We start from the raw sequence: 13,977 nt of genomic DNA, 5'->3' as shown, positions 1-13,977 counted from the left end.
GGGCACGCGGCTCGGTCGGCGCGTGGCTCAGCCGGCGGGACGAACGTCCCCGCCCGTACGGTGACTCGCCGCGCTGCAGACGCGCAGCAGGTCGATGTGCCGCCGGGACGTCAGGTGCAGGGGGCGAGGGAGGGGAGCGGTGGATGAGGTGCCTGGCCGACCGCTGCGTCCCATGGTTCCCTACCTGTTCGCTCGGTTTTCCCGTTCCTGAGTGTCCGACCGGTCCCCGGCGACGTCAAGGGTGCGGAACGGGCCGACTGCCGCGTCGTGCGGAATAATGCGCGCATGCGCATTTCAGCCAGGGCCGACTACGCGGTGCGTGCCGCCCTCCAGCTCGCCGCCGCCCGGAACGCCGGCCCGCTGAAGGCCGAGGCCATCGCCGAGGGCCAGGGCATCTCGCACAAGTTCCTTGAGGGGATCCTGGGCGACATGCGCAAGGGCGGCCTGGTGGAGAGCCAGCGCGGCGGCAACGGCGGTTACTGGCTGGCCAGGCCCGCGGAGTCGATCTCGGTGGCGGACGTCATCCGCTGCGTGGACGGCCCGCTGGTCTCCGTCCGCGGGGAGCGGCCGCCGGACCTGTCGTACACGGGACCCGCCGAGTCGCTGCTCACCCTGTGGATCGCCCTCAGGGCGAGTGTCCGTGAGGTGCTCGGGGTGTCACTGGCGGAGGTGGCGGCGGCTCAGCTGCCGGAGGGGATCGTCGCGCTCGCGGACGACCCGGAGGCCTGGACCAACCCCTGAGCGGCGGAAGTAACTCCGCGCGGCCCGCTCCGGCTTGCGTTCGTCTCGAACACCAAGACGACCTTGTCCATCCTACGGACGCCCCTTGGGGCAGGCCGACCACCTCTGCCACTATCCCTACTATTCCAGTGGGGAACTAGGGATCATGTGAGGTGACGTGAGTACGCCCAGGAGATCGCCGAAGAGAGCAGCGATACGCACCACCTCCGCACCGTTCGGCCGACCGGGTGACCACCCGGCCGACCGGCCCGCCGACGACGCGATCTGGCCCCGTGTCACCCGCGAACTCGCCGACGACCTGGCCGCCGACGCCCTCACCAGGGACCGGGCGGGCAAGGTCCCGTTCGACGAGGTCGCCCGGCTCCAGGAGGCCGGCCTGCCCGCCCTGCTCACGGCGCCGGGACCGGGCCGGCGGGGCGCCGACTGGCGGGCCGCGTCCGCCGTCGTACGGGAGATAGCCGCCGCCGACAGCTCGGTGGGCGAACTCCTCGCCCACCACTACGCGCTGTCCTGGAGCAGCCGCTTCTTCGGCCCCGTGCGCAAGCCGGGCAGTCGGCGCCCGACCGGGCCCGCGCTCGACGTCCGTACGGCCGAGGGGCGCTGGCTGCTCGCCGGCGGCGTCGAACCGCCGCGCGACGAGACGGGCCCCGGCCTCACCCTCACCCCCGCCGACGCCGGCCGGGGCTGGGTCCTCGACGGGAGCCGGGCCTTCGCCTCCGCCGTGACGGTGGCCGACCGGCTCGTCGTCGGGGCGTGCCGCGACGGCTCGGGCGAGCTGCTCGTCGTCCTGGTGGACCCGGCCCGGCCCGGGGTGTTCAGCGACCCCGGGACGGACCGGGTCGGGCAGCGCCTCGCGGGCGCGGGCACCGTCTCCTTCGACCGGGTCCCGGTGGCGCCGGAGGATGTCATCGGCGTCCTCCCCCAGGACGAGCACGCCGTCGCCCCGTACACGACCCTCGCCCCCCTGGCCCTGCGGCTGCTCCTCGTCCAGGTCGCCCTGGGCGTCGCCGAGGGGGCGCTCGCGGAGGCCCGGGACATCCGCCGCGCCGGGCAGGCGGGACCGGCACCGGCCGGTCATCCGGGAGGTCACCCGGTCGGCCTTCCGGGCGCGGACGACGGCTCGGCGGTCGGCGCCGGCGACGATCCGTACCTCCTCCTCGCCTACGGGGAGCTGGCGACGGCCGCGCACGCCGCCGCCGCTGTGGTGGAGCGGGCGACGGACGCCTTCGCCCGCGGTCTGCTCGCCGCCCGGTCGCTCGGCCTGGAGGAACGGGCCGACATCGCCGTCCTGGTGGCGGCGGCCGAGGCGGTCACCGGCCGGGCGGCCGTGCACATCACCACCCGCGTCCTCGAACTCGTCGACGGCACGGCGGGCGCCGACGTCCGCACCGGCGGGCCCGGCTTCGACCGCTTCTGGCGGAACGCCCGCACCCTCACCGCCCCCACGCAGGCCGCCCACCGGCTCCGTGACATCGGGGACCACTACCTGAACGGCAGCCACGCGCGGCTCACCCTGCCGGTCTGACGGGCAACACGCCCAGCGAAGGCGTGAGGTGACGGACGGCCGAGGCGCGGGGTGACGGACGGCCGCGGCGGCCGAACACGCGCGGGCGAGGGCGCGAGGGACGGACGGACCGGCATGTCGGGACGTCCGGCCCTCTCGCCGGGCCCCCGATGGGCCCAAGCTGGGAGGAGAAGGGCCCTGCCGTCCGGCGGGCCCGACACCGCGCGCACGGAGGCATCCTGATGAGTCATGAGATCGTCGCTGGGGTGGACGGTTCCCCGGAGAGTCTCGCCGCGGCCGACTGGGCCGCCCGCGAAGCCCTCCACCGGGGGCTCCCGCTCCGGCTCGCGCACGCCTGGCGCTGGGAACCGCTCGACCTCCCCCTCGTGCAGGACCGCGCCGCCCAGGAGCGCGTCGCGGAGGCGGTCGTGCGCGAGGCGGAGGCCACGGTCGCCGCACGCCATCCGGACCTCGCCCTCACCGCGGAGGTGCTCGACGACACGCCCGTCACCGCGCTGGTCGCGGCGGCGGAGCGCGCCGAGATGCTCGTCATCGGCTCGCGGGGCCACGGGGCCGTGACCGGGTTCCTGCTCGGCTCGTACGGGCAGCAGATCATCGCCGCCGCCACCCGGCCCGTGGTGGCCGTCAGGTCCCGTGACGGCGATCCCGCCGAACCGCCCACGGGACACGTGCTCGTCGGGCAGCACGGCGACCCCGAGGACAGCGCCGCCGCGCTGCGCTTCGCGTTCGAGACGGCCGCCGCCCGCGGGGCCTCGGTGCGGGCCGTGCGCGCGTGGAGCCTGCCGCCGCTGTTCGCGTACAGCCCCACGTCGATGCGGCTCGCCGACGAGGCCGGCGGGCTCGTCCCGTACGAGGAGAAGGCGCTGCGCGAGGCGCTGGCGCCGTGGCGCGAGCGCCACCCGGACGTGCCGGTCACCGAGCACGTCGAACTGGGCAGCGCCGGTCAGGTGCTGCTCTCCTCCTCGGGGGCCGCCCAGCTCATGGTGGTCGGCCGGCGGGCCGGGCGGGGCGCGGTCGGGCCCCGGATCGGTTCCGTCGCGCACGCGGCACTCCATCTGGCTCCCTGTCCGGTGGCGGTCGTCCCGCAGGGCTGAAAGGGTTCGGATGGCGCACAGGGGGTGACGCGTCGCGTTGACGCGTCACGTTGACGAGGAGTGTCGGGGCGGACGGGGCCGGACAGAGTCACGTCGTCGCCCCGGTGGCTCTCCCCAGCGCCGGACCGTCCGGCGACCGAGAGAGCGGAGTTCCATGCGGTACCACGGCCACCCCCGTCGCCCCGAGCGCACTGAAGCCCTGTCGCGGCGGCGCCCGCCCCGCCGTCCGCCCTACGGCTCCTTCGTCACCGTCGCCGGGGCCGCGACGGCCGTCCTGACGGTGGCGACCGGCGTGTACCTGGCGACCTCCCCCGCCCCGGCCCGCCCGGCAGCGGCTCCCACGGTCGCCCCCTCGGGCGCGGACCCCTCGGGCGCGGTTCCCACGGTCGCGTCAGGGGCGGGCCCCGCGCCCGCCGCTCCCGCCGTCGTGGAGCCGGCACCGCCCCAGCGGGTGCCCCAGGGCGCGGCCAGGGCGGCCGAGGCGCCGAAGGGGGAGGCCGCCGGCTTCGTCCAGGATGTCGTCGGCCTCGTCAACGCCGAGCGTGAGAAGGCCGGTTGCGGTGCCCTGCGCGACGAGCCCCATCTGCGGGCAGCCGCCCAGAAGCACGCCGACGACATGTCCGCCCGCGACTACTACGCCCATGACAGCCCGGAGGGCCGCAACGGGGGCGACCGGATGAGCGACGCCGGGTACGAGTGGTCGGCCTGGGCGGAGAACATCCACCGGGGGCCGAAGACGCCGGGCGCAGCCATGGCGGACTGGATGGAGAGCTCGGGCCACCGGGCGAACATCCTCAACTGCGCGTTCAAGGACATCGGGGTCGGCGTCGCCCTCGGCGCCGACGGGCCCTGGTGGGTGCAGACCTTCGGCGCCAAGCGCTGAGCCACGGGGTCAGGAGAGGGGAGCCGCCAGCTTCTGCACCCATATCGTGCCGCCGGGGCCGGGCGCCGACGCCACCCCGGTGTCCCGGTACCGGCAGTCGAGCATGTTCTCCTCGTGCATCGCGCCGTCCGTCCAGTCGTCGACGACGGACGCCGGGTCGGCCGTACCCCGGTCGAGGTTCTCGGCCCAGGCGCTCCAGTCGTAGCCGGCGGCGGTGATCCGCTTGTCCGCGTGCTCTCCCTCGGGGCTGGCGTGGCCGAAGTAGCCGCGCGCCGCCATGTCCTGGGCGTATCCGCGGGCCGCCGCGGTGAGGCGGGGGTCGACGCGCAGCGGCGCGCACCCGCGCTCCGCCCGGAGCCGGTTGACGAGTCCGGTCACCCGCTCCTCGGCGTCGGGCGTCGGGGTGGGGCGGGGTGCCGGCGGCGTGGTCGGGGGCGTCGTCGTCGGGGCGGGCGCGGCGACGGTGGTGGCGGGGGCGGGGGTCGTCGGGGCCGGGGAGGGGACCGCCGGGGGCGCCGCGGCGGGTTCGCCGGGGCGCACGCGCGCGTGCGGCTCCTGCGGTACGAGGAGGGCGACCGCCCCGAGGACGGCGACGGCCGCGGCTCCGGCGAGTCCGGCGCGCCGGAGGCCGGCCGGCGTCCGGCGGGAGACGGTCTCCACGGCGAGGGGGACGGGGGTGGGACCGTCCATGACGGCGGCGGCGAGCGGGGGCACGAGGCCGAGGCCGACGAGGAGGCCTTCGACGGGGGCGAGACCGCGGCGGCCGGCCACCCGGGCGGCGCAGTCGTCGCAGGTCCGCAGATGGCGGGCGACCCGCTTGCGCCAGAGCGGGGAGGGGCGGCCGTCCCAGGCCGTGACGGTCTCGGCGAGGCCGGGGCACAGGGGTACGGCGTCGAGGGCGCGGACGACGGCCCGGCCGGTCTCGAGACGTTCCTTCATCCGCTGCACGCGGACGGCGGCGTGCTGCGTCGAGATGCCGCCGAGGCCCTCGGCGAGTTCGGCGCGGGTCAGCTCGCCCGTGGCCTCCAGCCACCAGAGGGCGAGGAGTTCTCGGTCCTCCTCGTCGAGCCAGCGGGTGGCGCGGGCGACGTCGCGGCGCTGTCCGGAGAGGCCGAGCCGGAGGATGGTGATCTCGGTGAAGTCACCGGCCGGGTCGGCGAGGTGGGCGGCACGGTCGAGGCCGGGCACGGGCGCCTGCCGGTGTTCGCGCCAGCGGCGCCGTACCCCGTTCATGGCGATGGCGACGAGCCAGGAGCGGAAGCGGGCCGGGTCGCGGAGGCCGGTCAGGCCGTCAAGGGCCCGGACCATCGTCTCCTGGACGATGTCGTCGGTGTCGGCGTGGCCGTCGAGGGCCCGGCCGACGATGTTGTGGACGAGGGGCAGGTACGCGCGCACCAGTGCGTCCTTCGCCTGGGCGTCACCGGCCCTGGCCGCTTCCACCAGCGCGGTGGTGCGGCCCTCGTCGATGTGCATGGATCTGCTCCCTCATCCCTGGTACGAGTCCCCCGTCGTACGGAGACCCGTGGGCGCGGGAGGGATAACGTTTTTCACGGTGCGGGGCGCGGGCCCCTACACCGGTGGTGCCGTGGGCAGGGTCGGGACCGTGGCCCCGTTCCCCTCCCGGACGGCTTCCACGACGTCGTCGTGGAGATCGCGGCTCTCCTCCTCCGTCGCGCACGGAACGGGACTGCCCGACATGGTGAACCAGTCGGACGCGCCGCTGTACTGCACGGCCACGCGTGCTTCGCCGTCGGCCCAGGTCGTGTGGACGGTCACATCGCCCGTCACGACGCCGGCCTCGTCGGTCAGCACCCCACCTCGCCCGGTGTAGACACCGGCGGTCGTCCAAGATGCCCAGCTCATCCATCCAGGTTCACACCCGGACGGCGGATGCGCCACCGACGGGACCGCCCCGGCCGGAGGAGTTCCGGCCGGGGCGGTCGAGGGTGTCCCGCGCCGGTCAGGCGAGGGACGCGACCGCCTCGTTGAACGTGGTGGACGGGCGCATCACGGCCGCGGCCTTGGCCGGGTCGGGCTGGTAGTAACCGCCGATCTCGGCCGGGGAGCCCTGGACGGCGACGAGCTCGTCGACGATCTTCTGCTCGTTGGTCGAGAGGGTCTCGGCCAGCGGGGCGAAGGCCTTGGCCAGGTCCGCGTCCTCGGTCTGGGCGGCCAGCTCCTGGGCCCAGTAGAGGGCGAGGTAGAAGTGGCTGCCGCGGTTGTCGATACCACCGAGGCGACGGGTCGGCGACTTGTCCTCGTTGAGGAAGGTACCGGTGGCGCGGTCGAGGGTGTCGGCGAGGACCTGGGCGCGGGCGTTGCCCGTGGAGGTCGCGAGGTGCTCGAAGCTGGCGGCCAGGGCGAAGAACTCGCCGAGGCTGTCCCAGCGCAGGTAGTTCTCCTTGACGAGCTGCTGGACGTGCTTCGGGGCGGAGCCGCCGGCGCCGGTCTCGAAGAGGCCGCCGCCCGCCATCAGCGGGACGACCGACAGCATCTTGGCGCTGGTGCCCAGCTCCAGGATGGGGAAGAGGTCGGTCAGGTAGTCACGGAGGACGTTGCCGGTGACGGAGATGGTGTCCTCGCCGCGGCGGATGCGCTCCAGGGAGAACTTGGTGGCCTCGACCGGGGACAGGATCTTGATGTCCAGGCCCTCGGTGTCGTGCTCCGGCAGGTACTGCTTCACCTTGGCGATGAGCTGCGCGTCGTGGGCGCGGTTCTCGTCCAGCCAGAAGACGGCCGGGGCGCCGGTGGCGCGGGCGCGGGTGACGGCGAGCTTGACCCAGTCCTGGATGGGCAGGTCCTTGGTCTGGCAGGCGCGGAAGATGTCGCCCTCGGCGACCTCCTGCTCCAGGACGACGGAGCCCGCGGCGTCGACGAGGCGGACGGTGCCGGCCTGGGCGATCTCGAAGGTCTTGTCGTGGGAGCCGTACTCCTCGGCCTTCTGCGCCATGAGGCCGACGTTCGGGACGGAGCCCATGGTCGCCGGGTCGAAGGCACCGTTGGCGCGGCAGTCGTCGATGACGACCTGGTAGACGCCGGAGTAGCTGTGGTCCGGGAGGACCGCGAGGGTGTCGGCCTCCTGGCCGTCCGGGCCCCACATGTGGCCGGAGGTGCGGATCATGGCCGGCATCGAGGCGTCGACGATGACGTCGGACGGCACGTGGAGGTTGGTGATGCCCTTGTCGGAGTCGACCATCGCCAGGGCGGGGCCGGCGGCGAGTTCGGCGTCGAAGGAGGCCTTGATCTCCTCGCCGAGGCCGTGCGGGAGGGACTCCAGGCCCTTCCAGAGGCCGCCGAGGCCGTCGTTCGGGGAGAGGCCGGCACCGGCGAGCACCTCGCCGTACTTGGCGAAGGTGGCCGGGAAGAAGGCGCGGACGACGTGACCGAAGACGATCGGGTCGGAGACCTTCATCATCGTGGCCTTGAGGTGCACGGAGAAGAGCACGTTCTCGGCCTTGGCGCGGGCGACCTGCTCGCTCAGGAAGGTGCGCAGGGCGGCGGCACGCATGACGGCGGCGTCGACGACCTCTCCGGCGACGACCTTGAGCGGCTCGCGCAGCTCGCTGGTGGTGCCGTCGGCGGCGGTGAACTCGAACCGGAGGGTGGTGTCCTCGGCGACGACGACGGACTTCTCCGTGGAGGCGAAGTCGTTCTCGCTCATGGTGGCGACGTTCGTCTTGGACTCGGGGGTCCAGGCGCCCATGCGGTGCGGGTGGGCCTTGGCGTAGTTCTTCACCGAGCCGGGCGCGCGGCGGTCGGAGTTGCCCTCGCGCAGGACCGGGTTGACGGCCGAGCCCTTGATCTTGTCGTAGCGGGCGCGGATCTCGCGCTCCTCGTCCGTCTTCGGGTCGTCCGGGTAGGCCGGGAGGGCGTAGCCCTGCGCCTGGAGCTCGGCGACGGCGGCCTTGAGCTGCGGGATGGACGCCGAGACGTTCGGCAGCTTGATGATGTTGGCGCCGGGCGTCTTGGCCAGGTCACCGAGCTCGGAGAGGGCGTCGGCGATGCGCTGGCCCTCCTCCAGGTACTCGGGGAAGACGGCGATGATGCGGCCCGCGAGGGAGATGTCCCGCGTCTCGACCGTGACGCCGGCCTGCGAGGCATACGCCTGGATCACGGGCAGGAACGAGTACGTCGCCAGGGCGGGCGCCTCGTCAGTGTGGGTGTAGATGATGGTCGAGTCAGTCACCAGGGTTCTCCAGCTCCACGTCTGCGTATGCGAGATTGCTCGACATCAAGATATCTCGTGATCGAGGTCCTCGGTAAAGGGGCCCACGAGCTCGGCGTCCGCGGGTGCTCCGGCTGCCTCGACGAAGGGTCCGCCGAGCCGGAACGGAACCGGGGGGCGCTCCAGCTCGACGTGGCGGAGCAGGGCGAGCAGGAGGAGCCCCGCCGCGGCGACGACGCCCGCGGCGAGGGCCTGGCCGCAGCGGTGGGCGAGCCGGAGCTCGGCCGGGTCGTAGGGGGCGGTGGCGGGCAGGGCGAGGGTGTCGCCGAGCAGCCAGAGGCCCGCGCCGAGTCCTGCGGCGGCGACGAGGAGGAGCGGCAGGGTGGCGGGGAGGCCGGACAGGGCCGCGCCGCGCCGGGCGCCGGGGCGGACCCGTCCCTTGCGGGCGAGCAGGGAGTGGAGGCCGCAGTGGACGGCGAGGACCACCAGGGCTCCGGCGATGACGTCGCCGGGCCGGTGCCGGCCGTCCGCGAGGGTGTACGCGCCGACGGCGACGGCCCAGAGGGTGGCGGCTGCGACGACGAGGCCGCGCTGCCGTTGCGGGACGACGAGCGCCAGGCCGAGGGCGATGCCCAGGGCGAGCGTCGTCTGGGCGCTGGGGAAGCCGCTCGGGACGAGCGCGCCGCCGGGGTCCAGGAGCCGGGGGCGCGGCGCGTAGCGCTGCAGCAGCGCGGTGAGCGCGAGGGCGGTGACGACCGCGCCGGCCGCCAGACCGGTGAGGGCGTACCGCCTCCGTATGAGGCCGACGACGGGCAGCAGGAGGCAGCCGAGGACCAGGGAGAGGGTGATGAGTCCGGAGAGTGAGGGGTGCTCGCGGAGGAGGGTGGTGACGACGGTGTCGGCGCGCCGACCGGTCAGGGCGGCGTCGCCCCAGCGGCGGCCGGTCGCGGTGAGCACGAGGCCCGCGTAGACGACCGTGAGGACGAGGACGGCCCCGAGACAGGCACGCCGGGTCCGGGTGCGGACGCGGGTGCTGAACGAGCCGGGCGCCTCGGCGGCCACGGCGGCGTACCACCAGGTGTCACCGGTCCTCGGCGGCCTCGGGGAGCCGCCCGCGCGGGACCTGTCGTAGGAAGCCATGCCCCGATTCGAACCCACGGCCGGTGGCCCCGCCCGCTGGACGCACCCGAACGGCACGCCGACCGTAGCGGGCTCAGCGGTCCCGGGCGGGGCGCTGGGCGAGGACGAGGAGGACGAGTCCGCCCGGCAGGCCCATGCCGGAGGCCACTCCGAGGCCGGCGCGCAGTGCGCGGTCGTCGGTGAGCTGTCCGCGGGCCTGGAGCGCGAACACCGGGGCCCACCAGCCGGCCCCAGCCGTGCGGCGCCGCCCCGAGGACGCGCCACCGCTGCCAGGACGGGACCCGGCCGTGCGCGGGGCGGCCCCTCCGGAGCACACGAGCAGGAGCGCGAGTGCGCCCGGTATGACGACGTGCCCGTCCATGGCGGCCCCCTGGCTCCTCCGGCTCCCTGCCGAGGGCGGCGCGATCACGCCACGGCGAGGTGACGGGAGGGCGTACGCTCGCGGCGGCGCGAGCCGTACAGCGTGAACGCGGTGTTCACCAGGGCCACATGGCTGAGCGCCTGGGGCATGTTGCCGAGCTGGCGTCCGGCCACCGGGTCCCATTCCTCTGCGAGGAGGCCGACGTCGTTGCGGACGTCGAGGACCCGCTCGAACACGGTCCGGGCCTCGCCGGGGCGGCCGGTCAGGGCGAGCGCGTCGGCGTACCAGAACGTGCAGGCGAGGAAGGCGCCTTCGGTGCCGCCGAGGTCGTCGAGCTCGTGCGTACCGCCGTCGCCGACGTCGCCGTAGCGGCGCAGGAAGCCGTGGTCGTCGAGCCGTTCCATGGCCCGTACGGTGCCGAGCACTCGGGCGTCGTCGGCGGGCAGGAAGCCGAGCCGGGGGATCAGCAGGGCGGTGGCGTCGATCTGACTCCCGCCGTAGTACTGGGTGAAGGAGTGCTGCTCCTCGCTCCAGCCGCGGGCGCAGACCTCCGTGCGGAGCTCGCGGCGGAGGGCCTGCCAGTGGCGGAGGGAGCCGCGGAGTCCGGCGACGCGGGCGAGGCGGACGGCGCGGTCGGCCGCGACCCAGGCCATCACCTTGGAGTGGACGAACTGGCGCCGTGGTCCCCGGACTTCCCAGATGCCCTCGTCCGGCTCCTGCCACCGCTTGCCGAGGTACTCCAGGAGCGAGGCCACCAGGGCCCAGGCCGGGGCGTCGAGGGCGACCCCGGCCCTGACGGCCGAGTAGACGGTGTTGAGGACCTCGCCGTAGATGTCGAGCTGGAACTGGCCGACGGCGGCGTTGCCGAACCTGACGGGGCGTGAGTCCTCGTAGCCGGGCAGCCAGTCGGCGCACGTCTCGGGGAGCCGGCGCTGCCCGTCGACCCCGTACAGCGGCTGGAGGTCGGCGGGGTCGCCCGCGACGGCGCGGACCAGCCAGTCGTTCCAGGCGAGCGCCTCCCTGCGGTAGCCGCCGCGCAGCAGGCAGGAGAGCGTGAAGGTGGAGTCGCGCAGCCAGCAGAAGCGGTAGTCCCAGTTGCGCTGCCCGCCGATGGACTCGGGCAGGGAGGCGGTGGCCGCGGCGACGACGCCGCCGGTGGGGGCGTACGTGAGGGCCTTGAGGGTCAGCAGGGAGCGGATCACGGCGTCGCGGGCGGGCCCCTCGTAGCGGAGCGTTCCGGCCCAGTCGCTCCAGAAGGCGAGGGTGCGGGTGAGGGCGGCGTCGATGCCGGCGGGCGGGGCGGCGGGCGGCGGCGGCGCGTGCGAGGGGCGCCAGCCGAGCACGAACGCGATCCGTCGGCCGGCCGTGACGGTGAAGTCGAAGGTGGTGCGGTCCGGTTCGACGACGGGTTCCACGCCGGGACCGCAGGACAGGTAGGCGGCGTCGGGTCCGGCGACGGAGGCGACGGTGCGGCGGTCGAGCGTGCGGGTCCAGGGCACGATGCTGCCGTGGTGGAAGCGGACGCTCAACTCACCGCGCACGGCGACCCGTCCGGCGATGCCCTCGACCACGCGGACGATGCGGGGCGCGTCCTCGCGCGGCGAGCGCGGGGGCATGAAGTCGGTGATCCTGACGGTTCCGCCGAGGGACTCCCAGACGGTGTCGAGGACGAGCGAGTCGCCCCGGTAACTCCTGCGCGTGCAGCGGCCCTTGCCGACGGGTGCGAGGAGCCAGCGGCCGTGCCCCGCGTCGCCGAGGAGGGCGGCGAGGCAGGCGGGCGAGTCGAAGCGCGGCGCGCACCACCAGTCGACGGACCCGTCGGTCCCGATGAGCGCAGCCGTCTCCAGGTCACCGACGAGGGCGTAGTCCTCAATTCGCCCTGCCATGACCGGATTGTATGCCTCCTGGAATGCGTGGTCGATTCGACCGGTAATCGTTTCACGGGCGGTCGCATATTCTTTCGCCCCTCCTTGACGAGGTGACTCCCGCGCAGGATTCTGAAAAGCCACGGGATTTCGAGAACGCGGACCCGCCGCGCGGAGAGCCGTACCGATGAGTAGCGATTCGCATCCCCTGCGCCGCTCGACCGACCGCTCACCCGGCCCCGGCACGCGGACGGTGAGTCTCGTCCTCACGGTCCGCCCCGGCGACGGGGATCCCGGACCGGCGCTCGACCGGCTCCTCGGCGAAGTACCGCCGAGCGTGCGGGACGTGGTCCTGATGGGCGGGCCGGCCGGGGACCGCCGGGCGCGGGCCGGGATTCCCGTGCGCGGACTCGGTGCCTGGGACTCCGCCCGGGGCGACATCCCGCACGCCGGACTGCTCGCGGCGACAGGGGACCTGATCGTGGTGATGAACGCCGACGGCAGCATGTCGCCGCACGAGATCCCGCATTTTCTGCATTACCTGGAAAGCGGTTACGACTTCGTCAAGGGATCGCGTTTCATCGCGGGCGGGGAATTCGTCGACCATTCGCTCCCCCGGCGGCTCGGTCACCGTGCCCTGCTGCGCGTGGCCCGGCGCCTGTACGGCCAGCACCTGACCGATCTCTGGTACGGGTTCTGCGCGTTCCGGCGCCCCTTCGTGGACCTCCTCGACCTGCGCGAGGACGGAGTCGAACTCGGCGCGGAACTCGTGACCCACGCCCTGCACTACGGCCTGCGCGTCGCCGAGGTGCCCAGCCGCGAACTGCCGCGCCGTCACGGCCCGTCGCACCCCCGCACCATCCGTGACGGCGCCCGCATCCTCGGGACGCTCGTCGGCGAACGGCCGCACAACGCCCTGGGGCGGATCGCGCGCCGCCGGGCACCGTCACCCGGCGTCTCCGGTTGACGAACCAGCCCCATCGGTGCTAACCGTGGAAACAGCATCATTTCAGGAAAAAGATCCTGATACCCCGTGTGCGCGGACCCCTCAGAGGGTCGGTTGCCGGAAGAGGCTCGTCGTGACCTCCACCCCCCTCGGCCGAGCGCCGGCGGCACCCGTACCGCATCCCCTGCGGCGGATGACCGACTGGCCCCTCGCCGATGCCCGGCACCCCTCACCCCGGCGCTCCGCCCACCACCCGGCACGCCGGGCGTCCGACCGGGCCACCGCCGCCGTCCCGCCGCCCCGTAGCCGGGCCTGCCGGCCACGCGGTGCCGCGCGCCGACGACGCGCCCGTGTGACCCACGCCCGCACCGCACGCCGCAGCCGCGGCTCCGGCGGACCAGCCGGGCCACCGGCCGGGCCATCGGAACCGGCCGGTCCCCCCGCACCCGTACCCCGCGCGACCGAGCGCCCCGCGCCCCGCGCCCTCCCCCGAGGAGGCGAGGCGTGATGACCGCCGCTCGCGCGCACGCGCCGCTCCCCCGCCGGCTCGTCCGACCGCCGGTGGAACTGGAACTCCTGATCCCGGCCTTCAACGAGCAGCGCCGGCTGCCGGCGACGGTGGCCGCCAGCGTCGACTACCTGACCGAGCGACCCTGGTCCTCCGCCGTCGTCGTCGTGGACAACAACAGCGCCGACGGCACCCTCGACGCGCTGGAGCGCTTCGCCGGCTCCCCCGTCCCGGTGCATGCCATCGGCTGCGGCGACCAGGGCAAGGGGGCGGCGGTCCGGCGCGGCATCGAGACCTCCTCCGCGCGGTTCATCGGCTTCGCCGACGCCGACAACGCCACCCCCGTCGAGACCCTGGACCGGGTGATGGAGCTCCTGCGGGCGGGGCACGGCGCCGTCATCGCCTCGCGCCACGCGCCCGGCGCCCGCCTCGAGGTGGAGCAGTCGGCGCTGCGGCGCGGCGGCGGCCTGCTGTTCCGTTCGCTCGCGCGTCTGTCGCTGCCCGGAGTCACCGACACCCAGTGCGGGTTCAAGTTCTTCTCCGGCCGGCTCGCCCGCGCGGTCGTGCGGGACTGCCACATCGACGGCTTCGCCTTCGACGTGGAGCTGCTCGCCCGCGTCGTGCGCGCCGGGCGCGACGTCGTGGAGGTGCCGGTGGTCTGGCACGACGTGCCCGGCTCGACCTTCTCGGTACGGCGCGACGGACTGCGTTCCATGGCCGACCTCCTGCGCATCTCGCTGGCCCGGTGA

The 13,977-nt window shown here is 74.4% G+C and carries 12 protein-coding genes; 6 read left to right on the top strand and 6 right to left on the bottom strand.

The features are described from left to right. Positions 1-285: 285 nt before the first annotated feature. From AMK29_RS25110 to AMK29_RS25095, 4 genes are all read left to right on the top strand, one after another. Positions 286-741, top strand: a complete 456-nt coding sequence (locus tag AMK29_RS25110; protein WP_073817050.1) for an RrF2 family transcriptional regulator — start codon at positions 286-288, stop codon at positions 739-741. A 157-nt stretch (positions 742-898) separates the two neighbouring features. Continuing rightward, complete coding sequence (locus tag AMK29_RS25105) at positions 899-2,266, top strand: acyl-CoA dehydrogenase family protein (protein ID WP_073817047.1); 1,368 nt, start codon at positions 899-901, stop codon at positions 2,264-2,266. Between the two features lie 221 nt (positions 2,267-2,487). Next, positions 2,488-3,360 (top strand): universal stress protein, encoded by an 873-nt coding sequence (locus AMK29_RS25100; RefSeq protein WP_073817046.1) that lies wholly within the window; start codon positions 2,488-2,490, stop codon positions 3,358-3,360. A gap of 154 nt (positions 3,361-3,514) precedes the next feature. Next, entirely contained in the window at positions 3,515-4,243 is a 729-nt protein-coding gene (locus tag AMK29_RS25095; RefSeq protein WP_073817043.1) for a CAP domain-containing protein, read from the top strand. A 9-nt stretch (positions 4,244-4,252) separates the two neighbouring features. Here the strand turns inward: AMK29_RS25095 and AMK29_RS25090 are convergent, their stop codons facing one another. The 6 genes from AMK29_RS25090 to AMK29_RS25065 form a co-directional block, all read right to left on the bottom strand. Then, positions 4,253-5,716: a sigma-70 family RNA polymerase sigma factor gene (locus AMK29_RS25090; protein ID WP_073817042.1), complete on the bottom strand. Its 1,464-nt coding sequence runs from the start codon at positions 5,714-5,716 to the stop codon at positions 4,253-4,255. A gap of 96 nt (positions 5,717-5,812) precedes the next feature. Further along, complete coding sequence (locus AMK29_RS25085; protein ID WP_073817039.1) at positions 5,813-6,106, bottom strand: hypothetical protein; 294 nt, start codon at positions 6,104-6,106, stop codon at positions 5,813-5,815. A 97-nt stretch (positions 6,107-6,203) separates the two neighbouring features. After that, positions 6,204-8,429: an NADP-dependent isocitrate dehydrogenase gene (locus AMK29_RS25080; RefSeq protein WP_073817036.1), complete on the bottom strand. Its 2,226-nt coding sequence runs from the start codon at positions 8,427-8,429 to the stop codon at positions 6,204-6,206. Between the two features lie 45 nt (positions 8,430-8,474). Further along, positions 8,475-9,548, bottom strand: a complete 1,074-nt coding sequence (locus tag AMK29_RS25075) for a phosphatase PAP2 family protein (protein ID WP_073817031.1) — start codon at positions 9,546-9,548, stop codon at positions 8,475-8,477. 73 nt (positions 9,549-9,621) lie between these two features. Beyond that, a complete protein-coding gene (locus tag AMK29_RS25070) occupies positions 9,622-9,909 on the bottom strand; it encodes a hypothetical protein (protein ID WP_073817028.1) in 288 nt (95 codons plus the stop codon). A gap of 44 nt (positions 9,910-9,953) precedes the next feature. After that, a complete protein-coding gene (locus tag AMK29_RS25065; RefSeq protein ID WP_073817025.1) occupies positions 9,954-11,795 on the bottom strand; it encodes a glycoside hydrolase family 15 protein in 1,842 nt (613 codons plus the stop codon). A 166-nt stretch (positions 11,796-11,961) separates the two neighbouring features. On the opposite strand from AMK29_RS25065, the gene AMK29_RS25060 reads away from it, so the two are divergent. Both AMK29_RS25060 and AMK29_RS25055 read left to right on the top strand, forming a co-directional pair. Continuing rightward, positions 11,962-12,741 carry a glycosyltransferase family 2 protein gene (locus tag AMK29_RS25060; RefSeq protein WP_073817021.1) on the top strand — a complete coding sequence of 260 codons (780 nt, stop codon included), beginning with the start codon at positions 11,962-11,964 and terminating at the stop codon, positions 12,739-12,741. Between the two features lie 486 nt (positions 12,742-13,227). Further along, entirely contained in the window at positions 13,228-13,977 is a 750-nt protein-coding gene (locus AMK29_RS25055) for a glycosyltransferase (protein ID WP_073817018.1), read from the top strand.

It is taken from the genome of Streptomyces sp. CB02261 (genome assembly GCF_001905665.1).
GTDB lineage: Bacteria > Actinomycetota > Actinomycetes > Streptomycetales > Streptomycetaceae > Streptomyces.
Note: the sequence above shows the minus strand (reverse complement) of the source record. Positions and strands in the feature narration are given on the sequence as shown.

Bases quoted from the DNA above. Each gene is read 5' to 3' on its own strand.
- AMK29_RS25110 (WP_073817050.1), top strand. From the start codon at position 286: ATGCGCATTTCAGCCAGGGCCGACTACGCGGTGCGTGCCGCCCTCCAG.
- AMK29_RS25100 (WP_073817046.1), top strand. From the start codon at position 2,488: ATGAGTCATGAGATCGTCGCTGGGGTGGACGGTTCCCCGGAGAGTCTC.
- AMK29_RS25095 (WP_073817043.1), top strand. From the start codon at position 3,515: ATGCGGTACCACGGCCACCCCCGTCGCCCCGAGCGCACTGAAGCCCTG.
- AMK29_RS25090 (WP_073817042.1), bottom strand. From the start codon at position 5,716: ATGCACATCGACGAGGGCCGCACCACCGCGCTGGTGGAAGCGGCCAGG.
- AMK29_RS25085 (WP_073817039.1), bottom strand. From the start codon at position 6,106: ATGAGCTGGGCATCTTGGACGACCGCCGGTGTCTACACCGGGCGAGGT.
- AMK29_RS25075 (WP_073817031.1), bottom strand. From the start codon at position 9,548: ATGGCTTCCTACGACAGGTCCCGCGCGGGCGGCTCCCCGAGGCCGCCG.
- AMK29_RS25070 (WP_073817028.1), bottom strand. From the start codon at position 9,909: ATGGACGGGCACGTCGTCATACCGGGCGCACTCGCGCTCCTGCTCGTG.
- AMK29_RS25065 (WP_073817025.1), bottom strand. From the start codon at position 11,795: ATGGCAGGGCGAATTGAGGACTACGCCCTCGTCGGTGACCTGGAGACG.
- AMK29_RS25060 (WP_073817021.1), top strand. From the start codon at position 11,962: ATGAGTAGCGATTCGCATCCCCTGCGCCGCTCGACCGACCGCTCACCC.
- AMK29_RS25055 (WP_073817018.1), top strand. From the start codon at position 13,228: ATGACCGCCGCTCGCGCGCACGCGCCGCTCCCCCGCCGGCTCGTCCGA.